This is a genomic window from Hydrogenophaga sp. (assembly GCF_031426985.1).
Classification (GTDB): domain Bacteria; phylum Pseudomonadota; class Gammaproteobacteria; order Burkholderiales; family Burkholderiaceae_C; genus Hydrogenophaga.
In genome coordinates, this window is record NZ_JASJOY010000102.1 from 49,621 (window position 1) to 74,512 (window position 24,892).

Consider the following 24,892-nt stretch of genomic DNA (forward strand, 5'->3'; position numbering starts at 1 on the left):
GAAAAGCGATGGGGTCCCGAAAGCACAACAAACCCGAAAGTGCACCGTGGCACGCGAAACTGACCGATCACTTGGATATGCGCGGTCTTGACGACCCGCGCAACCCGCATTATGCGCTCCAGACGTGGAAAAACCCTAAAACGGCGGCTTTCCGTCGTCAGACGTCGGTGCCGCGTGGTGCGCCGTCAACACCCGGGTGGCCACCAGGTCCAGGCTGGGCCGCACCACGCCCTGCTTGTCGGTCCACACTTTCGGGGTGAGCGCGCCGGCCAGCGCGATCGCGTCGCCATCGGCCAGCGCCCGCAGCGCGGCACAGGCCGCGTCGTCGAACGCGATCACGTTGACGATGAATTCTTCGTCCGCCTTGTTGCGCGCCAGCACGCGCGCCACCATGAACGGGCGCCCCGCCTTGTCCACGCGGCGCGAGGCATCGCCCATCAGCCGGCCGGCCACCAGTCCGTCGATCATCGGCGCGGCCTTTCAAAACCCGAGGCCACCCAGGCCTCGGCACTGGCGACGTTGAGCTTGAAGGTGGGCGGCACCGGCACCACGGCCAGTTCCTCGTCGTACTCGTCGGTCGCGCGCAGCGTGGCGGTCGCGCCTTCCTCGTCGGGCACGATGGCCAGCGCCACGCGCACGCGGCGCCCGTTCACCGAGACCTGCACGCTCTTGTTCAGTTCGGCATGGCGCTGCTGTTCGGAACGGCGGATGAACTCGCCGGCCGTCTTCACCAGCGTGTTGAAAGCGTTCACGTCCAGCGGCTTGGGGTTCTTCTTGTCGCGCCCCATGGTCCAGGGGCCGACCAGCGCCGGCTCGGACTGCCCGTGCAGGAACATGGCCACCGCCCAGCCATCGTCGTCTTCGTTCTTGATCACACGCGCCGTCCAGCGCTCGTCGTTCCACACGCGGTCTTCGTGGATGGGGTCCTGGGTGTCTTGGGTCATGGGGCGATGGTAGCCGCCCACCCGCACGGCCACGCCCGCTTTGCGCTGTAATGCCGGGCCATGACCACCGCCCCGCTGCTCTACACCTACCGCCGCTGCCCCTACGCCATGCGCGCCCGCATGGCCCTGCTGCAGGCCGGTGTGGCTTTCGACGCGTTCGAGATCGTGCTGCGCGACAAACCCGCCGAATTGCTGGCCCTGTCACCCAAGGGCACGGTGCCGGTGCTGCGCCTGCCGGGCGGCGGCGTGCTGGAACAGAGCCTGGACATCGTGCGCTGGGCCTTCACGTCCACCGGCGACTTGGATGGCTGGTGGGCCCGCGCGCAGAGCGATGACACCCTGGCCCTGCTCGCCACCTGCGACGGCCCGTTCAAACACCACCTGGACCGCACCAAATACCCCGAGCGTTTCGGCGACACCGCCGAGGTCAAGGCCCACCACCACGCGCAGGCGGTGCAGGTGCTGCTGCAGCCGCTGGACGCTCGGCTGCGGCACAGCGCCCAACTGGGTGGCGCCACGCCCTGCGCCACCGACATCGCCCTCTTCCCTTTCGTGCGCCAGTTCGTCGCGGTGGAACCCACCTGGTTCGACGCCCTGCCCCTGCCCGCGCTGCAGGGCTGGCTGCGCGGGTGGCTGGCGCACGATTTGTTCACCCGGGCCATGGGCAAGCTGGAGGCGAATCGGGTGGTGGCGTTTTTGGGGTGATGCTCAACTCGACTTAACGTTAGCTTCGGGACGCTCACCTCGACAAGCTGCGCAAAGTCATTGTTCGCATTGACGACGGCACTGGAGATCTCCAAAAAAAGCGTAGTTACAGACACTCGAATTCGCCGGGTGTGTCAGTTTGCATCGCAGACGCAGACGCAGACGCAGAGCTTTCTCTATGCCAGTGCCTCAATAGCCGCTTGCCCTACCGGCCAGGGCACCCCATCGCCGAAACGGAGAAATGGGGTGTGAATACACCCCTGTTTTTTCATTCAAGAGACTGGCTCTGGGTGATCATTTGGTGGGATATCCGTGCAGCTTCTCTGATTGCGCCGAATCATCTGATCCCTGCGACGCGCCTCTTTCCTCGGCCCAATCAGGTCGGCAAATATCGCTTGTTGATTGCAAGAGCGGGTTTTCATGTACGGGGCTGCGCAGCGACCAGATAGAGCGACCACCCGCATCAAGCACGGCATACATCCGAGCAAACCTCTCGTCCATCTCAACTCGCATGCTGCATCGCCTTTGCCCCACCTGCCAGTCCACGAACGAGGCGACGGTGTTCTTTTGCGCTTCCTGTGGAACTTCCATCAGCCACGTTGAGCCCGTCGAAAAAGCAGTGAACGAAGGGTCGCCGCCAGACTCACCCACAACGACCGCCGCTACCCTGGAGGCGCCAAGAGTTCGGTGTCCGCAATGCGGCCTCGAACAGCAAGGCGAACCCTGTCGCTGTGCCCGATGCGATTACGAGATTTCGCCGCCAACGAAATGGTTTGCTGTCTGGCCGTGGGGCGAAGAGACCCAGATCGTTGACGAAATGCTGATCGGACGCGATACGAGCCCTGAATGGTTACGGCGTCGGCTGAACCAGTTGGGCCTAGACAACGTGTCGCGGCAACACGCCCGAATCACCGTCTTGCGTTCTGCGGCGTCCGTCACCGATCTGGATTCGAGCAACGGGACTTTTCTTGACGGCGTTCCCATTGCTGCTCATGCGGAGACGCCGGTCACAGGGAACAGAGAGTTGCGGTTCGGAGCCAGCCTCCGGGTCACGCTGTTGATGAGATCCTCTGTATGACGCCGACACTCCAAGTGTGGGCAACCACCGATGTAGGTTGTGTTCGTCACCACAACGAGGATGCTCTTTGCTTGGGATCCCAAGTGGTGACCGATCAGGCGCACTGGTCTGGTGAAAGCACCCTAACTCTCGACGTTCCACACTTGCTCGCAGTCGTGGACGGTATGGGCGGGCACCGAGGCGGAAACGAAGCCAGCGCCAGTGTCGCCAGCAGTATTTCCAAACTGCATGTTCAGTTTGCCCCCTCGGCAGAGGCGGCGCAAAGCCTTCTTGACCTCACCAATGAGCAACTTCACGTCATGTCCAGCAATGATCCTGGGTTGTGCGCCATGGGCGCCACCGTTGCTGCCATCTGGTGTCACGAACACGGAGGTGTCTGCATGAATGTGGGTGACTCGAAAGTCTTCCGCTTCGATGCGGGCTATCTAAATCAGCGATCTGATGACCATGTGGTCGTCACGCCGGAAGGACGACGCTCGCTATCCCAGTCCATGGGAGGGACAACAGACCTCAGAAAAGTCAGACCCTGCGTGAAGCTGGAACGGCTTAAGCCAGGACGCCGATACCTGCTGTGCACGGACGGCCTGACCGATGAGGTCAGCCTCGACCGTCTTGAGCAACTCATGACCCTGCCACCACCAAAGGCGCTTGAGGCCATGCTGCAGGAGGCGAAGTCCGCCGGCGGTCACGACAACATCAGCATCATCATTGCTGAAGTCCATCCTGGAGGCACCGAATGAGTGGGCCGAAATCAGCCAGCTACACGTTGAGCGCAGAGTTGGTGGAGCGACTGCACGTCGCACAGCTTCAAGAAGAGCAAGAGCGCCAGCGTGCAGAAGAAGAGCGTCGACGTATCGAAGCAGAGCGCCAACGCCGCGAAGCAGAAGCACGCGCCCGCGCCGAGGAGGCGCGTAGGCTCGAAAGAGTACGGCAGCAAAAGCTCGAAGCCGTGCGCACCACCCAACGGCGGCTGGCCACTACGCGAGAGGATCTGTACAGAGCCATCGCCCAGCTACCGCCAGACCCAAACAACCCGGTGTTGCCCGTGCTTCCAGAGATATGGGATGAATCCTCGGCTGGGCTGGACGAGATGATGGCGTTGCTGCATGAGATCGACCAACGCCTTGCACAGATTCATCACCGCTTGAGGACTGCCAACGCGCTCGGTGTGCTAGACCTTTCCAGCCTGGGTCAAGTCGACTCCCTGGACGCGATGCTGGATCGTTTCCTGGCTTCCACGGGTCTGAAACACGCACCCAGCACCACGGTGGACAACCAATCAAGAAACGCTGCAGATCGCCGTGAGGCGGTTGATCGCATCGTGGGCCGGTTGCGCGATACGCCGTTGAAGGATCTGCCGACCGCGCTGGAATCACTGATTCAACGCGCGGCCAGCAGCGAGAACATCGCCCGTTTTGACATGATTTGCACCGAATTGCGTCTGCGGGTGCAGCAACACAACGAGCGAGTCGATGCGCGCCGTCGATCCATGGCCGTCGCCGCTGAATGGCGCAACCGACTCGCCACCTTGGATGTGCAAGGGAGACACGCCGACTTGCGCGAGCAACTGGCCGATGTGGTTGCTGGCGTCAGGCCCTGGGACGGCGATCTGGAACAGCTCGGCCATGCGGCTTTGGCCGAACTGGAAGAGGCGGCACAACGGACTCGGGATGCCTTGGCTGCAAAGATTCTCGAATCGACGCTCAAAGACCTGGGTTACGAAGTCGAAGGCATCGCACATACCCTGTTCGCTGAAGGCGGCACCGTCCTGTTTCAGGGTCGTGGCTGGAACGACTACTTCATGCGAATGCGCGTTTCTCCGGAAAGAGGCGCGATGCACTTCAACATGGTTCGAGCGGCCGACGCACCTGCATCCACTGAGCAGGATCAGGAAATTGAGCAACGCTGGTGCCACGGCTATCCCGATTTGCTCAGCACCCTGGCAGCAAGAGGCATCAAAGCCACCGCGGTACGCGCTCTTGCTGCGGGCAGCTTTGCTGTGGAACCCGTTCAACGTGAAGCCCTGCCAAAACGGCAGATGCTGAAAAAAAGCCAAACCACGCACGATGCAACAAAGAGCATCAACCGATAACTGAATGGCGGCGCGATGAGCACCCAAGACCCCACCTCCAAGCAAGTCCCCTCCCCTGCAACGCGTCTGGACACAGCGCCCACAACGATCGACTCGCACCAAACACGAATCGACAGGCCTGCTGCAAACATGGCGGGCACACCAACCGTTCTGGACACACCAAACAAAGCGGCACTCAACACAGGCGTTGGCCTGGTTCGGCTTCCCTCTGATATCCAGAATCGCTACCGCGTTCGGCAACGGCTACCCACTGCAGGCGCAGAAGCCGACCTGTTCGTCGTGGAAGCCACCGCAGGGGCTGACACCGAGCTGCGTGTGCTGAAGCTCTACCGTTTCGGCATTCAGCCCAAGGCCGACGTGCTTGAAAGGGTTCGCAATGGCAGCCCCGAGCATCTGATCCGCATCCACGAGTTTGGTCAGTCAGACGGCCACTGGTATGAACTCATGGAATACGCGACTCATGGCACCTTTCGGCAGTTGCTGAAGGGGAAAGCGCTGCCCCAGCAGAACCTGCTTGAGGTCATTCGTGAGCTGGCCATTGGGCTGGAACACCTCCATGGCTTCGGTCTGATCCACCGCGACCTCAAACCCGAGAACATCCTGGTCCGGGAAACCTTCCCTCTCGACCTTGTCATCACCGACTTCGGCATTTCATCTGTGAGCGAAATGTCGCAGCGCTTCACCGGCGCCAGTCGAACCGTTCGCTACGCCGCACCGGAAGCATTGAGCGGTGTGATCAGTTCCGCGGTGGACTACTGGTCCCTGGGCATCATCGTGGCGGAAGCGGCCATGGGCCACCACCCGTTTGCCCAGTTGTCCGACGAGCGTGCGGTGATGCAGTGGCTGACCACCCGACCCATCGATGTGTCTGAAATACAGGACAGTCGTATCCAGAACCTCTGCCGAGGGCTGTTGCAGCGAGACCCAGCCAAACGGTGGGGGGCAGAGCAGCTGAGTCGCTGGCTGGGTGGAGACGCCACCTTACTGGCACCCGAAGATCGTCCGACGGATGCGAACGTGTCTGGATCGAACGAGCAGCGGGCCAAGACGGCCTACAAGATAGCGGGCGAAGAGTGCTGGACACCCACGGAGCTCGGCGTGGCCCTGGCCAGGCGCTGGAAAGAGGCCAGAAGAGATCTCGGGCGCGGTCTTGTACGCAAATGGTGTGAGCGGGAGTTCAACGAAGTCGCCACGGAGCGGTTCTTCCTGGACCTCGAAGAAGAGTACGACCAATCTGCTGACGATGATGAAAAGGCGCAAAAGAGCCTGGATCACCAGTTGTTGGATGTCATCCTCCACCTCTGTCCGGACATCCCTCCCGTCTATCTCGGCAGGAACCTCGCCAGCAAGGCAGACATAGCCGCTGTCTTGGACCAGGCCAGATCGGTGGCGGAATCTGAGGATGCCGAAGTCTCACGAACGATCATTCGAGAACTCGTAGGCACCCAGGTGAGCGGCCCCCTGTTGTCCCGATTCAAGTTGCCACCTCATCATGAACTGATCCCTGTGCAAGAAGCACTGCAGGAACTCGTCGATTTGGGGGAAATTTATCCCGACAAGTCCACCTGTCCTGAAGTCTTTGTGCCTCAGCAGATTTACGGAATTCCGCAAGACATCGAATGGATGCTTGATTCAGATTCGGATGCAGGCCTCACAGTGGCGCTTGCCATTGATCCCTTGTTATCGGAAAAAATCAAGCTTGAAGCAGTACAGTTTTCAGAAACTTCCCAGTTCAAATTCTGGCTTCATAAATGCTTGGGGAGGGACCTATTTCCAGCCCATTGGATCCGAAATGCAGTTGCCCTTCATCAAACGTTGAACAGGGCAAAGGGATGGCACGCGACCGTATTGAACTTGGTCGGGCAAGGGCATCTAAACCAAGAACCGCTCAAGACCCCGTGGATCAAGCTGCTTTCGAACGTCTCTTCAAAAGAAGACATGGACGAAGCGCTTCATATTGCCGCCTCTCTTCAAAATGCTGACTTTGATTCACTCGCACTCTCGATTGCCACGGTAGCACGATGGTCAAACCTGCCATATGACCAAGAAAGCTGGAAGCGTCAGACGTTCCAATCGATTGCTGATTCATTGAGTGCACGCTGCAATGGCGATGATGCCGAGATCAAAGCCTGGTGCAAGACTGCAAAAAAAACTTCGGGCATCATCTCCTCCATCAATAAAGCCATCGATGGCGCTCAGGGATTACCCCAGGTATACGGCACAAACGACTCCAGACGCTTGAGCGATCTCCTGCAGCCCGTCCTCGCACCATCCCGAAATGCCGCTTCGGTTGACGGACTTGGCGACATTGCAAAAAACAAACTCCCCGCCTTGCTCGAATATTCGCAACTCCTGAACGAAATTTCGTTGGCTTTCGCGGTGGCTCCGGGTGTAATTCACAACATTGCTCGTGACAGCCTGGATGCAGCAAAGGAGATGACTGAAACAGCACTCGCATGGCGATCGATGTGCGCCTACGCGATGGATCTTTCTTCATCTGTGGAAGCCGACTCAATTTCAACGAGATCTTGGCAACTCTCTTCTTCACAATGTATCACCCTGGCTCTTGAATCAGTCAATGCAGATCTCGAGCAATGGCATCAATGGAAAATTTTACTCTCAGAGATTTCAATCACGACAAAGGAGCCATGGTTCCTGGAGCGCAGCAAAGCCCTATTTGGCTTTTTGAAAGCAGGCAAACGCAGCTCTCCGCTCGTGTGGGGCGTATTGTCCGAGGCGGTAAAAAAAGCACTGCCACAAGACCCTGCCCAGCCGCTGCATGATTTGGAGAGATTCACCAAATTCCTGACGGACGCTGTAAAGCTCTCTCACGCAAGTGTCGAAACCAACGTCAAAAATCCAGAGAGTCTGGATAGAGTAATTTCAGGACTGCCCCCCGAAAAACATCACTGGGCACCGATCGACCCCTCTGCACTTTCCCCACACGGCCGTGGGATCGACTTGCAAGATATCGAGCGCTTTGCAGGCCAAAGCGCTCCGGATCAATCAGACATCTCACTGAGTGGCGGCCAGCTATATCGGAGGAAATTTGCACCCATCAAAGGTCCTTTTGGCTTGAACCCAAGGCAATTCACAGCAGGCTATAGGTCTCATGAGCTTCAACCAATACCCGACCAAAAGAGCATTCAACTGGTCAGCACAATTGATGATACGTATGCGGTGTATGAGGGAACTGAGGACAGCGCCATCACAGTCGCTTTGTCAAAGCAGGCACCTGAAAATTTCTGGCTCCCCATCACACTTTTTGGAGTTGTGGAACTGAAAGACGGCGAGCGTTATCGACTGGATCTTAAAACCGCCATTCCTTTGGAGCAGTCATTCAGGCTGAATAGTGAATCAGGGCCGCTTATTCCCATCCTTTTCTCCACCGAGCAAGAAATCAGCCTGCGGTCCACACCCTTCCAAAAATGGTCGATCGAAAAAACATCAGAAGACAAAAGAATTCTATTCCAGAAAGAGGAGGCCGCAAGAAAATCGCAGAGCAAACAAAGGGAAAAGGTCTTCAAAGAAGCAAGAGAGACAATAAATGGCATCGCTTTAAAGATTCTAAAATGGAGCGCACCCTTCATTCTCATGATGAACCCAATGTTATGGCTAGGGATACTAACCTTACTCTTGATATCCAAATCCAATCTATTCCTTATTATCACACCACTCTCCCCGTGGCTTGCAGCTTTTTTCACACACTATCTCAAAAAATTAATAGACATTGCACAACCTGAAAAATTATTAATAATCATCACTGAACTTGCATTGATCGGGTTTTTATTGACTTTCGGATTTAGCTCCATCGATCAAATCAATGAAAAATACAACAACCCCTTGATTTACATCAGCCCCGCCATCTTTTTTTTCGGAATCTTTGTTTACCTACGCGAATCTTTCAATTTAATAAAGAGCATAACAGACAACACATAAAACAATACCCACCACTCAACAGTGGCAGGCCAATTCAACCCTAACTGCACAATAACTTTTCATCCACCAAACGCAAATCAATATCTGCAAGTAGCAATAGCAACTCAATGCACGATGATAAATACAGAATCACTCCAAAAATACTGCAGCAAGTTCGTCGGGTATGGGAACCTCCAATCAGATATTTGGTTCATTGGCATGGAGGAAGGTGGAAGTGGGCTTGTCGGCGAGATAGAGATCCGACTCACAGCATGGCATCAAACTCACAGTCCTTATGCTGCAGACATGGCAATGTTTCACAAGAAAATCAGTATTGGCCATGAATTCTTCAGCCCTCAAAATGCGGTCATTCAGAGAACCTGGAACAAGCTCGCCGAGACACTTTTGGTGATTTCCGGAATTGAACTGCCACACCGAGAACAACGGCGAGCCTTCCAGGCCCATCATTTGGGACGCATCGATAGCAATCATGCGCTGCTCGAACTGCTCCCTATACCCGCGCCGAATCACCGACAATGGCACTTGAGCACGCTCAATATCCCATGGATGGCCTGCAGGAAAACATATGAATCCACCTGGAAATGCAAACGAGAGCTGCTGCTAAAGTCACTGATCAAGGAACACAGACCGAAGGTGGTTGTGATGTACGGCAAGGGCCACTTCGATGCCTGGAATCGAATATCCAATGGATGCATGATTTCGGACGAACAATCCAATATTTTTTCAGGGGTTGATGCTGCAACGCTGTACATTGCATTGCCGCACCCAAGAACAAGCAGATTGGAGCGCTGGAGAGAGGTTGGACTGATGGCTTCCCGCTTTATCAACGGCAAGTCGGGTGTCGAATAAGTTGGATGGGTCGAACTATGAATAACGAGCCGAGCCCAACGAAATGGCTGGCAGACATTACAAGACTACTTCCAGTCCGCTCTCAATTTGTGCTGTCCGGCGAAATCCGAGATCTCGTGCTGCTGCGCAGCCATGACACCAGCGCACCGGTGCCGCTTCTCAGAGCGCTTTGGACATCATTGCAGGCACTGGGGTATGAGTTCATCCTGGTGCACGACCGAGTAGACGGTGTGAGGGTCTACCCGGCTGAACGCGAGGTGATCGCTCGCGCCACCGGGTTGCTGCCCGAAGTCGGACTTCAAAATGGGCGCGCACCCGTTCAACTGGACGGCACCTTGGTCGAGACCATGCGATCTGTGGTCAACCTTCGGCAGGCTCGCGCAGCGTTTGTGATGGACTTCGCCTCCCGCCTTGTGCCAACCCCCTCCCAGTTGGACGAAGCGCATCACCAGTTCTACGTGGCCTGCGAAAAGTTGTCGCTCGAAGCCGCGCCCGCGCTGCCCCCAGGGGCGTCGGCAGGGCCTTTGTACAACCCGGTCGTCTGGTTGCTCAACCGCGGACAAGACCTGCCGTCTTGGCTGCTGCTGGACAGCGAGCGCATCAGCACGCACACCTTGCCCCCCCCCCGGCGACAAGATCGCCTGGATGCGGCGCGCATGCTGGCCCCCCGATTCCAGGATGGCACGGGTGCCAGTCCACCGGCGGTAGAGAGGTTCGCGGACGATTTCGCTGCGGGTACGGACGGCATGTCTCTGCAATCCATGACCGACATTGCCCAGTTGGCTCATCGTGCAGGGCTCAGGCTTGCGGATGTGGACGACGCTGTCCGGAGCTTCAAGCTGGGCACCCTCGACAACCCATGGAAGCAGCCGCTGCTGCGCGACCACATCGCCAAGGCACCGGCCGTCATTGAGGACAGGGTGAAGGGTCAACAACAGGCTGTGACCAAATCCGTTGACATCCTGATGCGGTCGGTCATGGGACTGACAGGCGCCCAGGCCAGAAGCATTGGCGGACGGCCTCGAGGGGTGCTGTTCTTCGCAGGGCCCACGGGTGTCGGCAAGACCGAGTTGGCCAAGACACTGACGCAAGTGCTCATCGGCGATGAACAGGCGTACATACGGTTCGACATGAGCGAATTCGCAGAAGAGCACGCCAGCGCGAGGTTGCTGGGGGCCCCTCCTGGCTACGTGGGCTATGACGCGGGTGGCGAGCTGACCAATGCCGTGCGTCAGCGCCCTTTCAGCGTGATCCTGTTCGACGAAATCGAGAAGGCGCATCCGCGCTTGCTCGACAAGTTCCTGCAGATTCTGGAGGATGGCCGGTTGACGGACGGCCGAGGAGACACCACCTACTTTTCAGATGCGGTGATCATCTTCACATCCAACCTCGGTGTGTACGTAGAGGAGGAAGGTCACCGGGTGTTGAACGTCCAGCCGGGAGACGCATACGACACGGTGGAGCGCCGTATCCGGGATGCCATCACCCATTACTTCAGATTCACACTGTCGCGACCCGAGATACTCAACCGCATCGGCGAGAACATCGTGGTGTTCAATTTCATCACCCCACCCGTGGCACGCCAGATCTTTGACGGGATGATGCGCAACGTTCTCAACCGGGTGCGTGCCGAGCATGCGGCTGAGGTGACCCTGGACGATGCCGCACGCGCCCAGTTGCTTGCCTGGTGCACGGAAGATCTTTCCAACGGAGGTCGTGGAATTGGTAACCGCATTGAAATGTGCTTCATCAATCCACTTGCCAGAGCCTTGTTTGCAACCCCGGGGCAACTGCAAGGGAGAACATTTCGGGTAACGAACCTCACTGTCAGCGAGAACGTCTATTCAGTGGAACTGACCGAATGACAGTCTTCAATCTCAACAAGGCTCACTACCCTGTGACGGTGCTCGGTCGGGGACGCCGGATTGGCATCTGGTTCCAAGGCTGCTCGATCCACTGCACGGGCTGCGTTTCTCAGGACACTTGGGACCATCACGGAGGTGCCCGCATCGCAGTGGACGACTTGCTGGAATGGTGCAAAGCGGTGAGCGCATCCGACAGGCTGGACGGCATCACCCTGTCAGGAGGAGAGCCCTTCGAGCAACCGGATGCGCTTCTCGCCCTGTTGGAGCAGCTGGTGCTGTGGCGGCGACAGCAGTCTCTTGATTTCGACATCCTTTGCTACAGCGGATTCCCCTACCGCAGGCTCGCTGAGCAGTTCAGTCAGCACCTGAAGCTCATCGATATCCTTTGTCCTGAACCCTATGTGGGAAAGCTAGCGTCCCCATTGCTTTGGCGGGGATCGCCCAATCAGCCCTTACTGGATATGACCAAGAGAGGCACCCAGGCACTCGTCGGGCTTGAGAGCACAGCTTCAACACGTGGATTTCAAGTCGACGTGCGAGATGGTCGGATATGGTTCATAGGCATCCCCGATCGAGGAGACATGGCTCGAATGGAGGCACTCGTCCACTCGCGCGGTATGTCCCTCCGCGGGGTATCTTGGAATCTCTAGTCGATCCATATGGCGATGAAAAACGCAGCACACCACGTCAACGTACATCCTCGAAAGGATGACCACGGTCGAACCGTCGAGATCAAGAAACCTCACCAGCCATCAACACCCGAGAGCTGGAAGCAATCAGCGACCCTGGCAGTTGTGACGCCGAGCGGTGAAATGCCTGCCGACATCAACGGCGTCTGTGTGATGACCTGGAACAGCGCACCGGAGTCCTCCGACGCATGGGAGAAATTGGCAAACAACCATCGGATCGATGAACCCGCGTTCGAGGTACCTGTGGGATATGCGCACGCTGCTGGCGCAGTGGTACTCGAGAGCGACGGGCGTATCTGGGTAGTTGCGCCAAGCAACGCGTTCGCGGGCTATCAGGCCACCTTTCCCAAGGGTACTGTTGACCCGGACATGTCACTGCAAGCCACCGCACTCAAGGAGTCCTGGGAGGAATCTGGCTTACAAATCCGCTTGGTTCGGCACCTGATCGATGTCAGGCGGAGTCAGAGCTACACGCGCTACTACCTTGCCACGCGAGTGGGAGGCAATCCTGCCGCGATGGGCTGGGAGACACAGGCCGTGATGCTCGTACCCCGTGATCGCATTGCCATGGTCGTTACCCATCCAAACGACGTACCCATTCTGGAAGTGATGGATCGCCTAGGAGTCCAAACGCACGCGGGGTTCGACAGCGATCTGAGAAAAGACGCCCAGTCGCCTTGACCAGTCATTTCACGCGACTCCTCCCAGAATCAGCTCTTCTGACGCCCCGCCTTGGCCGGTTTGGCCGCAGCCCCCTTGCCCGCCACCCCCTGCTTGAGCTGCGCCTGTGCCTGCTCCAGCCACAGCAGGGTTTCGGTGTGGGCGAGGAAACGGCGCAGGTAGTGCGGTGAGAGTTCGCCCATGCGGGCCAGGGTTTCCAGCATCAGGCGCTGGGGGTTGAGCGGGCCGGCGTTCTGCGGCGCGCGGGCGCGGGCCTGCTGCACCTGCACCTCGGCGCCGATGCGTTCCCAGGTTTCGCGAAAGCGCTGCGCGCTGCGCAGCTCGGGCCAGTCGCCACCGCCGGCGGGCAGGCCGGCGCGGGCCGCCGCCGACGCCTGTTCGATGTGGGCGTTGAGCGCGGCCAGGGGCGACGCTTTGGCGGCCGATCGCGCGAGCCCTTCGACAGGCGCAGGGCGAACGGCTTTGGTGCGACCCGGTTGCATGTTCAGGGCTTGCCGGTCACGGCGGCGCTGGCGCGCGGCACGGGCGCCATTTCCACACGGCGGTTCAGGGCGCGACCTTTTTCGTCGGCGTTGCTGGCCACGGGTTGTTCGGCACCGAAAGCGGCGCTGAACACGCGCGCTCGCGGCATGCCTTCGCGCACCAGGGTGCGGGTGACGGTGAGCGCGCGCTGGGCCGAGAGTTCGAGGTTGTCCTGGAACTGGCCGTTGTTCCTGGGCACGGGCACGTTGTCGGTGAAGCCGCTGACCATGAGCATTTCGTCGCGCTCGCCCAGGTAGACCTGCAACGGCGGCACCAGGGCCTTGAGCAGCTGTTCGCCTTCGGGGCGCAGCTGGTCGGAGCTGAGGTCGAACAGCACGCTGCCGCTGATGCCGATGCGGCCGTTGTTGAGCGTGACGCGGCCGCTGGCCAGGGGCACGGCGAGCGCTTTTTCCAGCGCCATGCGGCGGGCTTCTTCCTGCTGGCGTTTGGCGATCTCGCTCTGCAGGTTGTTGACCAGGTCGATCTGAGAGAGCAGCACGCCGATGAAGACCAGCACGAAGGCACCGACCAGGCCGGCCATGAGGTCGCCGAACACGGCCCAGGCGGGCGCGGTGATCTCGGCGCTGTCGTCGCCCTCGGCCTGCAGGTCTTCCGCTGCGTCGTGGAAGGCGCTCATGCCAGCACCTCAGTGCCGCGCCGGGCGGTGCGAACACCCTGAATGGCGGTCAGACGGGCGGTCATGCCGCCGCTCCCGCCACGGCCTTGGCGACAGGGCCGCGCAGTTTGCGCAGGTCTTCGATGATGCCCTGCTGCGCGCTGATGGACAGGTCGATGACTTCGCGCGCCTGCGCCACGTAGTAGGCCAGCTGTTCGTCGCTGCGCGCGAGCGACTGGCCGATGGCGCCTTCGACGCGCTGCAGGCTCTGCACCAGCTGTTCGTGGCTGGCGGCCAGTTCCTGCGTGCCTTGCTGGAAGGCCTCGCCCAGGCTGGCGAGCTGGGCGGCGCTGGTGGCGGCCTGCTCGGCCATGGCTTCGGCGCGGCCGGCCTGTGCGCCCACGGTGTCGGCGAACTGCTGGCCCACGCGGTCGAGCACGCTGGTGGCGGAGCCGACCAGGTGCTCGATGGCGGCGCGCTGCTCGCCGGTGGTCTGCTGCACCTGCTGCAGCAGGCTGCCGATCTGGCCCACCAGTTCGGCGCGTTCGCCCAGGGTGGCGTTGTCGCGTTCGGCCAGGCGGCTCATCTGTTCGCGCAGCTGGGCGATCACCTCGGCCGCGGCCTTGGGCGCTTCGGACGCGGTCTGCATCAGGCGGGCCATGGGCGCTTCGAGCGCGGTGCCCAGCGTGGCCAGCTGGGTGGCCAGCGCGGCCTGCAGCTCGGTCAGGCGCTGCACGGCGGCGTCGCCGCGCGCGGCTTCGTCGGTGCGCAGGGCGGCCAGCTGCTGGGCCAGGCTGCCGATGGCGGCGGCCTGCTGTGCGGTGGCGGCCTGTTGGTGGGTGGCGGCTTCGTCGCGCAGGGTCTGCAGCTGCTGGCCCACGGTGGCCTGCAGCGCGGCCTGGCGCTCGGCGGCGGCCTGGGCGCGGGCGGCTTCTGCCTCGCGCAGCGCGGCCAGCTGCTCGGCCAGCGCGGCTTGCAGGCCGGCCTGGCGTTCGGCAGCGGCCTGCTGGCGCGCGGCCTCTTCGTCGCGCAGGGTCTGCAGCTGCTGCGCCAGGGCACTGAAAGCCTGGCTGTGCTGTTCGGTCTGGGCCTGCTGGCGGGCGGCGTCACCTTCGCGCTGCGCCTGCAGCTGCTCGGCCAGCGCACCAAGCACCTCGCGCTGCTGTTCGGCCTGTGCCGCCTGGCGCCCGGCCTCTTGCTCGCGCAGGCTGTCCAGCTGCTGCGCCAAGGCCGCGAAGGCCTGGGCGTGCTGTTCCGTCTGCGCCTGCTGGCGCGCCGCTTCGGCGCCGTGCAGCTGGTCCAGGCGCTGCACCACAGCGGTCTGCAGGGTGGCGATCTGCTGGGCGGCTTCGGTCTGCAACGCCGCCAGCTGCTGCACCGCGCCCGATTGCAAGCTGCTCAGCTGCTGGGCCACACCGCTGTGCAGTTCGGCGGCGCGCTGGGCCGCGGCGCCGGCGCGTTCGGCCTCCTCGCGGCGCAGCGCGGCCAGCTCGTCGCGCCACAGCGCGGCCAGTTGGTCCATGCGCTGGCCGTGCTGTTCGGTCCAGGCGGCTTCGCTGGCGGCACGGGACTGCACCAGGGTTTCGGTCTGGGCGATCAGGCGGGCCACGCTGTCCAGGCTGCGGCCGACCTGCTCGGCGCTGCGTTCGGTGAGGCTGGTCGCGGTGTCGGCCAGGGCCTGCAGCACGGCGTGCTGCTGGGCCAGGGTCTGTTCGCCGGCGTGCTGCCACTGGGCGCTGAGGCTGTGCGCCATGCGTTCGAGCGCGGCGGCCAGGGTGGCCTGCTGCGCCTGTTCGGCCTGTGTGCGCTGGGCCTGGGCGTCGTTCTGGGTGGCCTGCACGCTGGCCAGCAGCTGGGCGCTGCGCTGTTCAAAGCTGGCGTTGAAGCCGGCGAGCGCGTCGCCCAGGCCTTGCAGCATCTGCTGGCCGCCCTGCTGGTGCTGGGCCAGGGCCTGGGTCCAGGTGTCGGCCACGGTGGCGGTGGTGGCGGCGAAACGGGCCGAGAGCCCTTCGAGCTGAGCCTGCACCGCCGCGCTGACGCCTGCGTGCAGGCGGCTGGATTCGGCGGCGATGCCGGCCATGGCCTGCTGCACCACGGGTTGCAGGCTTTCGGTGGCGGCGCGGGCGCTGGCGGCCAGGCTCTCGCGCAGGGACTGTTCCACCGACTTCGCCAGCCCGGTGTAGGCGGCGGCGGCTTCGCGCTGGAAATCGGCCTGGCGCGCGAGCAGCGCGTCGTCGAGCTGCTGGCTGCGGCGCTCGACCTGTTCGATGAGCGTCTGCAGGTGCTGGGCCGCGGCGGGCATGGCCTCGGCCTGGCGCTGCAGGGCGGCAAAACTCTGCTGGCGCTGGTGCGCGGCCGAGAAGGGGCGCAGCGTGGTGGCGGCCAGCACGTCGAGCGCGCGCAGGGCCTGGGTGCGCTGGCGGCGCGCCAGCGTGGCCATGAGGCCGAGCATGGCCGAGGTGGCGACACCGGCGACCGAGGTGCCGAAGGACAGGCCCAGGCCCTTGATGGGCGCGGCCAGCGCGGCGCGGATGGCGTTGAGGTCGGCCGAGCCTTCGAGCGCGAACACCGCCCCCTTGAAGGTGACCACCATGCCCAGGAAGGTGCCGAGCATGCCCAGCATGACCAGCAGGCCCACCAGATAAGGCGTGAGGGCCAGGCCAGGGAAGGCGCTGCGTTCGCCTTCGATGCGCTGGCGCACCGCACCGCGCAGCGGTGCGGGCACGCTGGGCAGCCAGTCGGCCAATTGAGCCAGGGGCTGCGGCACGTTGGCCAGGGCGGCATCGAGCGCGGCGGTGGTCTGCCCGAAGCGGCGCAGTTCCCAGGCGCCGCCCAGGTAGACGGCGCCGATCAGCACGGTCATGCCCAGGGCGAAGGCGTCGATGCCGGCAAAGCCGCTGCCCACCCAGAACAGCACGGCCAGGCCGGTGACGAAGGCGCCGACGGACAGGGCGCGGTGGGAACGGGGGTTTTCAGTGGTCATGTTTCTAGGGACTCAATCAGGCCGGTGACGGGCTGCAGGCGCAGGTCGAGTTCGGCGAGCAGGGCCTGCTCGAAGTCGGACTCGAAGCCGCGCAGCCAGGCCAGGTCGGGCGGGCTGTCGTGGGTGCTGGCGGCCGCGGCCGCCCGGCGCAGCGCCTGGTAGCGCGCTTTCAGGAAGGCCGGCAGGCCGGTGAGCAGGCGCTGTTCGCGCCCGCCAAAAAGCTGTTCCATCTGCTCGTCCAGCACGGCCAGTTGCGCGTGCTGGGGCGTGGACTGCGCCAGCCGCTGGCGCACGTGGCCGCGCAGCGCGTCCACGCTCAGTTCCATGCGGCGCTGCTGGTCGTTGAGGCGCTGGTGGAAGAAGGCGAATTCGGTGTCGAGGTCGTTCGGGTCGGGCTGGTGGCCAGGGTCGCGCGCCAGGATGGACTGGCTGAGCACGCTGCGCACGCGCTGCAGTTCGGCCTGCAGGGTGGTGTGCAGGTCCGCCCCGTCCACCGGGCGGGCCCGGCGTGCGGCCGCCGCGCCGGCCGCGGCCACGCTGGCCTGGGCGGTGTGCAGGGCGATGGTTTCCTTGACGTTGAGCCACTGGCCCAGGCGTTCGGCCACGTCCTGCCGGGGCGCGTCGGCCCCTGGCGGCAGCCAGCGGGCGAGCTGGCGCACCAGGGCGGTGGGCGGGGCGTGGTGGAAAACAGGGCGCAAAACAGGACCACGGCACCCCGGAGGGCACCTGTGCGTACACAACAACAGGGGGGTGGTGCCGGCCCGAACGGGGGGCTGGCGCCGGACCGGCGGGTTCGCCGGCGGCAGGGCGTTATTAGAAACGATCCGACCGGGCCACCCGGCACCGCCGGGCGGGCCGGGGGTTCAGGCCGTGATCTCGATGCGGGTGCCGTCGGGCATGGCCAACACCGCTTCGTAGAAACCGTCGCCGGTGTGGCGCGGTGGAGAGACCAGCGCGCCCTCGGCGCGGCAGCGCTCGGCCAGGGCATCCACCGCCTCGGTGCTGCCCAGCGAGAGGGCGAGGTGGTCCCAGCCGGGGCGCTCATCGCCCGCCGGGCCGTGCAGCCAGGGGCCGGTCATGAGTTCGACGCGCACGGTGTCGCCCGGCAGCACGGCGAAGCGCGAGACAAAGCCGGGCCGGCGCTGGCTGCGGTAGGGCGCCCCGACCGTGGCGCCGAAATGCCGCTGCCAGAAGGCCGCCGCGGCGTCGAGGTCGCACGTCCACAGCGCCACGTGGGCCAGCTTCATGGGGCCGCCTCGCGCGGCGGCTGGGCCTTGAGGATCTGCGTGCCCTGTTTCGCCAGCGCCTTGAGGGTGGCGAACGGCGCGTCGTGCTCGACCACCAGCTGGTCCAGATCGCGCATGGCGGCCACGCGGTGCGGCGACTGCAGGCCCAGTTTGTCGTTGGTGGCCAGGGCCACGCAGTGGCGGCTGGCGGCGCGCAGCGCGCGCTTGAAGGCGGCGTCGCCCGCGTCCACGGTGCAGACACCGGCCTCCACCGTGATGGCGCAGACGCCCAGGAAGCAGCGCTGGATGTTCATCTGCCCCACGGCCAGCACGGCGGTGGCGTCGATGCAGCCGCCCACCAGCGGATCGACCGCACCACCGACCATGACCAGGCGCACGTCCTGCCGGCGCAGCAGGGTGGCGGCGATGTCCACAGAATTGGTGGCGACGGTGAGGGCGTGGTCGGCGGGCAGCACCGCCGCCAGCGCCACATTGGTGCTGCTGCTGTCCAGAAACAGGAACTCGCCGGGCTCGATGGTGGCCAGCGCCGCGCGGGCCAGCGCGGCCTTGCGCTCGCGCCGCTCGTCCATGCGCACCGCCATGGGGGTGGCGCCGGGCAGGGGTGGCAGGCCCCCGCCGTAGACGCGGCGGCACAGGCCGTCAGCGGCCAGGGCGCGCAGGTCGCGCCGGATGGCGTCTTCGGACACCTGGAATTCGGCCGCCAGGCTGGCGGCCACCACGGACTGGCCCTGGGCCAGGCGGGCGGCGATCTGGTCGCGGCGGGCCAGGGGAAGGTGATTGCTCATGCGCACATGATAACGTGCACAAACAAGAACGTCATCACGCACAAACGTGCAAAACAATGGTGCAGATCAGGTCACCAGCACGGCGCGGAAGTCGTTGACGTTGGTGTGCGTGGGGCCGGTGATGACCAGGTCGCCCAGCGGCTGGAAATAGCCGTAGGCGTCGTTGCGGGACAGGTGCTCACCGACCTTCAGGCCCAGCGCCGCGGCGCGCGTCAGGGTGTCGGGCGTGACCAGCGCGCCGGCGTTGTCCTCCACGCCGTCGATGCCGTCGGTGTCGGCCGCGAGCGCCCACACGCCCGGCTGGCCGTTCAGCGCCTGCGCCAGGCCCAGGCAGAACTCGCCGGCGCGGCCGCCCCGGCCTTTGGGCTGACCTTCGGCGCGCGGGCGCACGGTGACGGTGGTTTCGCCGCCGCTGAGGATGACGCAGGGTTTGGCAAAACTGCTGCGCCCCAGCGCGGTGGAGCGCGCCAGCGCCGCGTGCACCTTGCCGACCTCGCGCGACTCGCCTTCGATCTCGTCGCTGAGCACGTAGACGTTCAGGCCCAGCGCGCGGGCCGCGTCGGCGGCGGCGTCCAGGCTTTGCTGCGGGGTGGCGATCAGGTGGGTCTGGAGGCTGGCAAGCAACGCGTCGCCGGGCTTGGGGGTTTCGAGCGCGCCGGCTTCCAGTTGCGCACGCACGGCTGGCGGCACCTCGATGGCGTAGCGGCGCAGGATGTCCAGCGCCTCGGCACAGGTGCTGGCGTCGGCCACGGTGGGGCCGCTGGCGATCACGCTCACATCGTCGCCCGGCACGTCGCTGATGGTCAGCGTGACCACGCGCGCCGGCGCGCAGGCCGCGGCCAGGCGCCCGCCCTTGATGCGCGAGAGGTGCTTGCGCACCGTGTTCATTTCGCCGATGTGCGCGCCGCTCTCCAGCAGCTGGCGGTTGATGCGCTGCTTGTCTGCCAGCGTCAGGCCCTCACAGGGCAGCGTGAGCAGGGACGAGCCGCCGCCCGAGATCAGGCACAGCACCAGGTCGTCGGCGGTCAGGCCCTGCGTGAGCTGCAGGATGCGTTGCGCGGCATCCAGCCCGGCGGCATCGGGCACCGGGTGCGAGGCCTCGACCACGTCAATGCGATGGGGCAAACCTTCGGGACGCGGGGGAATGTGGTGGTAACGCGTGACCACCAGACCCGACAGCGGCGCATCCGCCGGCCACTGCGCTTCGACCGCTTGCGCCATGGCGCCGCCGGCCTTGCCGGCGCCCAGCACCAGGGTGCGACCCTTCGGTGGTGCGGGCAGGTGCGCGGCGGTGTTGTGCAGCGGCAGCGCGCGTTGCACCGCCACGTCGTACAGGCGACGCAGCAGGGCACGGGGGTCTTCAAGGGTGGACTGTTGGATGGCGGTCATGCAGACAGTCTAGCGAGGCATCAGGCCGCGGGCGTCTGGGCGATCTCGTGGCCCGCCATCATTTCAAGGCTGCGGCACAGCGCCGAATGGTCCAGCCCCGCCATGCCATGCGCCGCGCAGCTCTGCATCAGTTGCGCCGCGCTGGCCGTGTTCGGCAGGCTCACGCCCAGCTCCCTGGCGCCTTGCAGCGCCAGATTCAGGTCCTTCTGGTGCAGCTCGATGCGAAAGCCCGGGTTGAACGTGCGTTTGACCATGCGCTCGCCGTGCACTTCGAGGATGCGGCTGGCCGCAAAGCCCCCCATCAGCGCCTGGCGCACCTTGGCCGGGTCGGCGCCGGCCTTGCTGGCGAACAGCAGGGCCTCGGCCACGGCTTCGATATTGAGCGCCACGATGATCTGGTTGGCCACCTTGGTGGTCTGGCCGTCGCCATTGCCGCCCACCAGCGTGATGTTTTTTCCCATGGCCTCGAACAGCGGATTGACGCGCTCGAACGCCGCCTGCGGCCCGCCGACCATGATGGTCAGGCTGCCGGCCTTGGCCCCCACCTCGCCGCCACTGACCGGCGCGTCCAGGTAGTCGCAGCCCAGCGCATTGATCTGCAGCGCGAACTGCTTGGTCGTCATCGGGCTGATGGAGCTCATGTCCACCACCACCTTGCCAGCGCTCAGGCCTTTGGCGACGCCGGTGTCGCCGAACAGCACGTCCTGCACGTTCGGCGTGTCCGGCACCATGGTGATGACCACGTCGGCGCGTTTGGCCACCTCGGTGGCGTTGGTGCAGACCGTCGCGCCCGCCTCGGCCAATTCGGCCGGGATCTTGCTACGGCTGCTGACGAACAGCTGGTGGCCGGCCTTGATGAGGTTCAGCGCCATGGGCGTGCCCATGATGCCCAGGCCGATGAAGCCGACTTTGGTTCCGCTCTTGGTCATGTTGGTGTCTCCTTGTGGTTCTTGTCAAAGCTTCTGACCGTGGGCCGCGATCCAGCCCAGGCCGCGGTCGGTGCCGCCCGGTGTGCTGTCTTTCGGCTTGTACTCACACCCGATCCAGCCGCGGTAACCCAGCGCGTCGATGTGGTCGAAGACGTTGCGGTGGTGGATCTCGCCGGTGCCCGGCTCGTGGCGGCCGGGCGTGTCGGCCAGCTGCATGTGGGCAATGCGCGGCAGCAGCTCACTGATGGTGTTGCACAGCTCACCTTCCATGCGTTGGGCGTGGTAGATGTCGTACTGCAGGAAGACGTTGTCGGCCCCCACCTCGTCCATCAGCGCGATGGCCTGGCGCGGTCGGTTCACGAAGTAGCCCGGCATGTCGAAGCTGTTGATGGGCTCGATCAGCAGCGGCAGGCCCAGCTGCTTCGCCTCGGCCGCGGCGAAGCGCACGTTGGCCACCCAGGTGGCGCGCGCCTGTGCCTCGCTCACGCCGGCGGGCATCAAGCCGGCCATGCAGTGCCAGCGCTGCACGCCGATCACCGGCGCGTAGGCGGCGGCCTTGGCCACCCCGGCGCGGAACTCGTCCTCGCGGCCCGGGATGCAGGCGATGCCACGCTCACCGGCCGCCCAGTCGCCGGGCGGCAGGTTGTGCAGCACCAGCTGCAGGCGGTTGCGCTGCAGGCGTTCGGCAATGTCTTCGGCTTTGAAGTCGTAGGGAAACAGGAACTCCACGGCCTTGAAACCGGCCTTGGCCGCCGCGTCGAAGCGGTCGAGGAAGGGCAGCTCGGTCCAGAGCATGGAGAGGTTGGCGGCGAATTGCGGCATGGTGTCTTCCTTCTTTTATCCAGGGTCAGTCCAGCAACCCGGCGGTTTCGAGCCCCTGCGCGGCGCGGCAGTCGATGTCCTCGAACTCCACGACCTTGTCGATCTCGGTGCCCATGGCGATGTTGGTCACGCGTTCCAGTATGCATTCCACGACCACCGGCACGCGGTGTTCGGCGGCCAGTTGCTGCGCCTGGCGCAGGGCACCCTGCAGCTGCTCGGGGTCGGTCACGCGCAAGGCCTTGCAGCCCAGGCCTTCGACCACGGCCACGTGGTCCACGCCGTAGCCGCGCAACTCGCCCGCGTCGGCCGGCACGTTCTGGTTGTCGAAGGCCAGCTGCACGCAGTAGTCCATGTCGAAGCCGCGCTGGCTCTGGCGGATCAGGCCCAGGTAGCTGTTGTTCACCAGCACGTGCACATAGGGCAGACGGAACTGCGCGCCCACCGCCAGCTCCTCGATCAGGAACTGGAAGTCGTAGTCGCCCGACAGCGCCACCACGTTCTTCGTCGGGTCGGCGGCCACCACGCCCAGCGCGGCGGGCAGCGTCCAGCCCAGCGGGCCGGCCTGGCCGCAGTTGATCCACTGGCGCGGGCCGTAGACGTGCAGGAATTGCGCCGCCGCTATCTGCGAGAGGCCGATGGTGCTGACGTACACCGTGTCGCGGCCGAAGACCTGGTTCATCTCCTCGTACACGCGGTGCGGCTTGATCGGGGTCTGCTCGAAATGCGTCTTGCGCAGCATCACGCGCTTGCGTTCGGCGCAGCGCTCGGCCCAGCCGGCGTACGTCGGCCAGACCTGGGCCGCCACGCGCTCGCGCGCCACCTGCACGAACAGTTCCAGCGCGGCCTTCGCGTCGGACACGATGCCAAAGTCGGGATCGAACACGCGGCCGATCTGCGTCGGCTCGATGTCCACGTGCACGAACTTCCGGCCTTTGGTGTAGGTCTCGACGCTGCCGGTGTGGCGGTTGGCCCAGCGGTTGCCGATGCCCAGCACGAAGTCGCTGGCGAGCATGGTCGCGTTGCCGTAACGGTGGCTGGTCTGCAGGCCCACCATGCCGGCCATGAGCGGGTGGTCGTCGGGGATGGCGCCCCAGCCCATGAGCGTGGGGATCACCGGCACGCCGGTGAGTTCGGCGAATTGCACCAGCAGGTCGGCCGCGTCGGCGTTGAGGATGCCGCCGCCGGCCACGATCAGCGGCTTTTCAGCGGCGGCCAGCATATCCAGCGCCTTCTCGATCTGCTTGCGCGTGGCCGCGGGCTTGTAGACCGGCAACGGTTCGTAGGTCTCGATGTCGAATTCAATCGTGGCCATCTGCACGTCGAACGGCAGGTCGATCAGCACCGGGCCCGGCCGGCCCGAGCGCATGAGGTGGAAGGCCTGCTGGAACACGCGCGGCACCAGGGCCGGTTCGCGCACCGTCACCGCCCACTTGGTCACCGGCTTGGCGATGCTCTCGATGTCCACCGCCTGGAAGTCTTCCTTGTAGAGCCGGGCGCGCGGCGCCTGGCCGGTGATGCAGAGGATCGGTATCGAATCGGCGCTGGCCGAGTACAGGCCGGTGATCATGTCGGTGCCGGCCGGTCCGCTGGTGCCGATGCAGAGCCCGATGTTGCCGGCCCGGGCGCGGGTGTAGCCCTCGGCCATGTGCGAGGCGGCCTCCACGTGCCGGGCCAGGATGTGGGCGATGCTGCCACGCTCGCGCAGCGCGGCGTACAGCGGGTTGATGGCCGCGCCGGGCACGCCGAAGGCCTGGGCCATGCCTTCCTTCTCCATCACCAGCACCGCCGCCATCGCGGCTGTCATCTTGGCCATGCCTGTCTCCTGTGGGTTGTGAACTGGGTCCGATGCTAGGGATGGCACACCGGTTTGAGAATGCCACCGGCGGTCAGTTGATTCGATACTCCCGGTATGCAATCACACCGCTAACATGGCCCCATGGACCGCTACAAGGAAATCGAAGCCTTCGTGCTGGTGATGGAGCACGGCAGCCTGGCCGCGGCCGCGCTGCACGCCGGCATCACCCCGGTGATGATGGGCCGGCGCATCGACGCGCTGGAAAAGCGCCTGGGCACGCAGCTGATGCACCGCTCCACGCGCCGGCTGGTGCTGACAGATGCGGGCGCGCGCTTTCTGGACGAGTGCCGGCCACTGCTGGCGCAGTGGGCGCAGGCCGAGGCCAGCGTGGCCGCGCAGAAACACCAGGCCAGCGGCCACCTGGTCGTCTCGGCGCCAGCGGCCTTCGGGCGGCTGCACGTGGCACCGCACGCCAGCGCCTTTCTCAAGGCCCACCCCGCGGTCAAGCTCTCGTTCAACCTGACCGACCGCGTGGTGGACCTGGTGCGCGAGGGCTACGACATGGGCATCCGCATCGGCGGGGCCATCGACCTGAACTTCGTGGCCATCAAGCTGGCCACCAACCAGCGCGTGGTCTGTGGCACGCCGGCCTATTTCCGCAAACACGGCACACCGCGCACGCTGGACGACCTGGCCACCCACAACTGCCTGGCCTTCAACCTGCAGGGCGGCCAGCAGCGCGGCTGGTATTTCCAGCAGGACGGCAAGACGGTGACGGTGCGCGTGGATGGCAACCTGGACTGCAACGACGGCGAACTGCTGCACCGCTGGGTCAGCGACGGCCTGGGCCTGGGCTGGCGCAGCACCTGGGAGATCCAGGCCCAGCTGCAGCGCGGCGAGCTGGTGACCGTGCTCGACGACTACGCCCTGCCCGCCTACGACATCCTGGCCGTGTACCCGCA

The 24,892-nt window shown here is 63.9% G+C and carries 22 protein-coding genes and 1 pseudogene; 10 read left to right on the top strand and 13 right to left on the bottom strand.

Annotated elements, in window-relative coordinates:
• Window positions 1-135: 135 nt before the first annotated feature.
• Both RMP09_RS13450 and RMP09_RS13455 read right to left on the bottom strand, forming a co-directional pair.
• The gene (locus tag RMP09_RS13450; protein WP_310566485.1) at window positions 136-468 is read right to left on the bottom strand and encodes a single-stranded DNA-binding protein; all 333 of its coding nucleotides are present in this window, start codon (window positions 466-468) and stop codon (window positions 136-138) included.
• Window positions 465-944, bottom strand: coding sequence for a hypothetical protein (locus RMP09_RS13455; protein ID WP_310566486.1), 480 nt, complete (start codon window positions 942-944; stop codon window positions 465-467). The genes RMP09_RS13450 and RMP09_RS13455 overlap by 4 nt, the downstream gene beginning before the upstream one ends.
• 60 nt (window positions 945-1,004) lie before the next feature.
• Between RMP09_RS13455 and RMP09_RS13460 the strand changes: the two genes are divergently transcribed.
• A complete protein-coding gene (locus tag RMP09_RS13460) occupies window positions 1,005-1,649 on the top strand; it encodes a glutathione S-transferase (protein ID WP_310566487.1) in 645 nt (214 codons plus the stop codon).
• A gap of 294 nt (window positions 1,650-1,943) precedes the next feature.
• On the opposite strand, the gene RMP09_RS13465 is transcribed toward RMP09_RS13460, so the two are convergent.
• On the bottom strand, window positions 1,944-2,240 hold the full coding sequence (locus RMP09_RS13465) for a hypothetical protein (protein ID WP_310566488.1): 297 nt from the start codon (window positions 2,238-2,240) through the stop codon (window positions 1,944-1,946).
• A gap of 226 nt (window positions 2,241-2,466) precedes the next feature.
• Here RMP09_RS13465 and RMP09_RS24090 point away from each other — a divergent pair, with 226 nt between their 5' ends.
• From RMP09_RS24090 to RMP09_RS13500, 8 genes are all read left to right on the top strand, one after another.
• A complete protein-coding gene (locus RMP09_RS24090) occupies window positions 2,467-2,727 on the top strand; it encodes an FHA domain-containing protein (RefSeq protein WP_409559727.1) in 261 nt (86 codons plus the stop codon).
• Window positions 2,724-3,467 carry a PP2C family protein-serine/threonine phosphatase gene (locus tag RMP09_RS13470; RefSeq protein WP_310566489.1) on the top strand — a complete coding sequence of 248 codons (744 nt, stop codon included), beginning with the start codon at window positions 2,724-2,726 and terminating at the stop codon, window positions 3,465-3,467. Before RMP09_RS24090 ends, RMP09_RS13470 begins: the two co-directional genes overlap by 4 nt.
• On the top strand, window positions 3,464-4,819 hold the full coding sequence (locus tag RMP09_RS13475; RefSeq protein WP_310566490.1) for a hypothetical protein: 1,356 nt from the start codon (window positions 3,464-3,466) through the stop codon (window positions 4,817-4,819). Before RMP09_RS13470 ends, RMP09_RS13475 begins: the two co-directional genes overlap by 4 nt.
• A gap of 15 nt (window positions 4,820-4,834) precedes the next feature.
• On the top strand, window positions 4,835-8,758 hold the full coding sequence (locus RMP09_RS13480; RefSeq protein WP_310566491.1) for a serine/threonine-protein kinase: 3,924 nt from the start codon (window positions 4,835-4,837) through the stop codon (window positions 8,756-8,758).
• A gap of 285 nt (window positions 8,759-9,043) precedes the next feature.
• Window positions 9,044-9,607, top strand: coding sequence for a hypothetical protein (locus tag RMP09_RS13485; RefSeq protein WP_310566492.1), 564 nt, complete (start codon window positions 9,044-9,046; stop codon window positions 9,605-9,607).
• Window positions 9,608-9,723: 116 nt separating this feature from the next.
• Window positions 9,724-11,472 (top strand): AAA family ATPase, encoded by a 1,749-nt coding sequence (locus RMP09_RS13490; protein WP_310566493.1) that lies wholly within the window; start codon window positions 9,724-9,726, stop codon window positions 11,470-11,472.
• Window positions 11,469-12,122: a 4Fe-4S cluster-binding domain-containing protein gene (locus tag RMP09_RS13495; RefSeq protein WP_310566494.1), complete on the top strand. Its 654-nt coding sequence runs from the start codon at window positions 11,469-11,471 to the stop codon at window positions 12,120-12,122. The genes RMP09_RS13490 and RMP09_RS13495 overlap by 4 nt, the downstream gene beginning before the upstream one ends.
• A 9-nt stretch (window positions 12,123-12,131) precedes the next feature.
• The gene (locus RMP09_RS13500) at window positions 12,132-12,842 is read left to right on the top strand and encodes an NUDIX hydrolase (RefSeq protein ID WP_310566495.1); all 711 of its coding nucleotides are present in this window, start codon (window positions 12,132-12,134) and stop codon (window positions 12,840-12,842) included.
• Between the two features lie 29 nt (window positions 12,843-12,871).
• Here RMP09_RS13500 and RMP09_RS13505 read toward each other — a convergent pair whose 3' ends face one another.
• The 10 genes and pseudogenes from RMP09_RS13505 to gcl all read right to left on the bottom strand — a co-directional run bounded on the left by RMP09_RS13505 (window position 12,872) and on the right by gcl (window position 23,948).
• Window positions 12,872-13,324, bottom strand: coding sequence for a DUF2894 domain-containing protein (locus tag RMP09_RS13505; RefSeq protein WP_310566496.1), 453 nt, complete (start codon window positions 13,322-13,324; stop codon window positions 12,872-12,874).
• Between the two features lie 2 nt (window positions 13,325-13,326).
• On the bottom strand, window positions 13,327-14,001 hold the full coding sequence (locus tag RMP09_RS13510; RefSeq protein ID WP_310566497.1) for an OmpA family protein: 675 nt from the start codon (window positions 13,999-14,001) through the stop codon (window positions 13,327-13,329).
• A gap of 61 nt (window positions 14,002-14,062) precedes the next feature.
• A complete protein-coding gene (locus RMP09_RS13515; RefSeq protein WP_310566498.1) occupies window positions 14,063-16,963 on the bottom strand; it encodes a DUF802 domain-containing protein in 2,901 nt (966 codons plus the stop codon).
• On the bottom strand, window positions 16,960-17,661 hold the full coding sequence (locus RMP09_RS13520) for a DUF3348 family protein (RefSeq protein WP_310566499.1): 702 nt from the start codon (window positions 17,659-17,661) through the stop codon (window positions 16,960-16,962). The genes RMP09_RS13515 and RMP09_RS13520 overlap by 4 nt, the downstream gene beginning before the upstream one ends.
• A 165-nt stretch (window positions 17,662-17,826) precedes the next feature.
• Entirely contained in the window at window positions 17,827-18,210 is a 384-nt protein-coding gene (locus tag RMP09_RS13525) for a VOC family protein (protein ID WP_310566500.1), read from the bottom strand.
• Entirely contained in the window at window positions 18,207-18,995 is a 789-nt protein-coding gene (locus RMP09_RS13530; protein ID WP_310566501.1) for a DeoR/GlpR family DNA-binding transcription regulator, read from the bottom strand. The genes RMP09_RS13525 and RMP09_RS13530 overlap by 4 nt, the downstream gene beginning before the upstream one ends.
• Before the next feature lie 66 nt (window positions 18,996-19,061).
• Window positions 19,062-20,384 (bottom strand): glycerate kinase, encoded by a 1,323-nt coding sequence (locus RMP09_RS13535; RefSeq protein WP_310566502.1) that lies wholly within the window; start codon window positions 20,382-20,384, stop codon window positions 19,062-19,064.
• 20 nt (window positions 20,385-20,404) lie between these two features.
• Window positions 20,405-21,322, bottom strand: a pseudogene (gene glxR, locus RMP09_RS13540) (2-hydroxy-3-oxopropionate reductase); the annotation flags it as partial.
• Window positions 21,323-21,337: 15 nt separating this feature from the next.
• The gene (gene hyi, locus RMP09_RS13545) at window positions 21,338-22,135 is read right to left on the bottom strand and encodes a hydroxypyruvate isomerase (RefSeq protein WP_310566504.1); all 798 of its coding nucleotides are present in this window, start codon (window positions 22,133-22,135) and stop codon (window positions 21,338-21,340) included.
• Between the two features lie 25 nt (window positions 22,136-22,160).
• Window positions 22,161-23,948 (bottom strand): glyoxylate carboligase, encoded by a 1,788-nt coding sequence (gene gcl, locus RMP09_RS13550; protein ID WP_310566505.1) that lies wholly within the window; start codon window positions 23,946-23,948, stop codon window positions 22,161-22,163.
• 123 nt (window positions 23,949-24,071) lie between these two features.
• Here gcl and RMP09_RS13555 point away from each other — a divergent pair.
• Window positions 24,072-24,892: LysR family transcriptional regulator (locus RMP09_RS13555; RefSeq protein ID WP_310566506.1), on the top strand; the 821-nt coding region annotated here is incomplete at its 3' end.

Excerpts from the sequence above, each read along its gene's own strand:
- RMP09_RS13450 (WP_310566485.1), bottom strand. The coding sequence starts at position 468 with ATGATCGACGGACTGGTGGCCGGCCGGCTGATGGGCGATGCCTCGCGC.
- RMP09_RS13455 (WP_310566486.1), bottom strand. The coding sequence starts at position 944 with ATGACCCAAGACACCCAGGACCCCATCCACGAAGACCGCGTGTGGAAC.
- RMP09_RS13460 (WP_310566487.1), top strand. The coding sequence starts at position 1,005 with ATGACCACCGCCCCGCTGCTCTACACCTACCGCCGCTGCCCCTACGCC.
- RMP09_RS13465 (WP_310566488.1), bottom strand. The coding sequence starts at position 2,240 with ATGGAAGTTCCACAGGAAGCGCAAAAGAACACCGTCGCCTCGTTCGTG.
- RMP09_RS24090 (WP_409559727.1), top strand. The coding sequence starts at position 2,467 with ATGCTGATCGGACGCGATACGAGCCCTGAATGGTTACGGCGTCGGCTG.
- RMP09_RS13470 (WP_310566489.1), top strand. The coding sequence starts at position 2,724 with ATGACGCCGACACTCCAAGTGTGGGCAACCACCGATGTAGGTTGTGTT.
- RMP09_RS13475 (WP_310566490.1), top strand. The coding sequence starts at position 3,464 with ATGAGTGGGCCGAAATCAGCCAGCTACACGTTGAGCGCAGAGTTGGTG.
- RMP09_RS13480 (WP_310566491.1), top strand. The coding sequence starts at position 4,835 with ATGAGCACCCAAGACCCCACCTCCAAGCAAGTCCCCTCCCCTGCAACG.
- RMP09_RS13485 (WP_310566492.1), top strand. The coding sequence starts at position 9,044 with ATGGCAATGTTTCACAAGAAAATCAGTATTGGCCATGAATTCTTCAGC.
- RMP09_RS13495 (WP_310566494.1), top strand. The coding sequence starts at position 11,469 with ATGACAGTCTTCAATCTCAACAAGGCTCACTACCCTGTGACGGTGCTC.
- RMP09_RS13500 (WP_310566495.1), top strand. The coding sequence starts at position 12,132 with ATGGCGATGAAAAACGCAGCACACCACGTCAACGTACATCCTCGAAAG.
- RMP09_RS13505 (WP_310566496.1), bottom strand. The coding sequence starts at position 13,324 with ATGCAACCGGGTCGCACCAAAGCCGTTCGCCCTGCGCCTGTCGAAGGG.
- RMP09_RS13510 (WP_310566497.1), bottom strand. The coding sequence starts at position 14,001 with ATGAGCGCCTTCCACGACGCAGCGGAAGACCTGCAGGCCGAGGGCGAC.
- RMP09_RS13515 (WP_310566498.1), bottom strand. The coding sequence starts at position 16,963 with ATGACCACTGAAAACCCCCGTTCCCACCGCGCCCTGTCCGTCGGCGCC.
- RMP09_RS13525 (WP_310566500.1), bottom strand. The coding sequence starts at position 18,210 with ATGAAGCTGGCCCACGTGGCGCTGTGGACGTGCGACCTCGACGCCGCG.
- RMP09_RS13530 (WP_310566501.1), bottom strand. The coding sequence starts at position 18,995 with ATGAGCAATCACCTTCCCCTGGCCCGCCGCGACCAGATCGCCGCCCGC.
- RMP09_RS13535 (WP_310566502.1), bottom strand. The coding sequence starts at position 20,384 with ATGACCGCCATCCAACAGTCCACCCTTGAAGACCCCCGTGCCCTGCTG.
- hyi (WP_310566504.1), bottom strand. The coding sequence starts at position 22,135 with ATGCCGCAATTCGCCGCCAACCTCTCCATGCTCTGGACCGAGCTGCCC.
- gcl (WP_310566505.1), bottom strand. The coding sequence starts at position 23,948 with ATGGCCAAGATGACAGCCGCGATGGCGGCGGTGCTGGTGATGGAGAAG.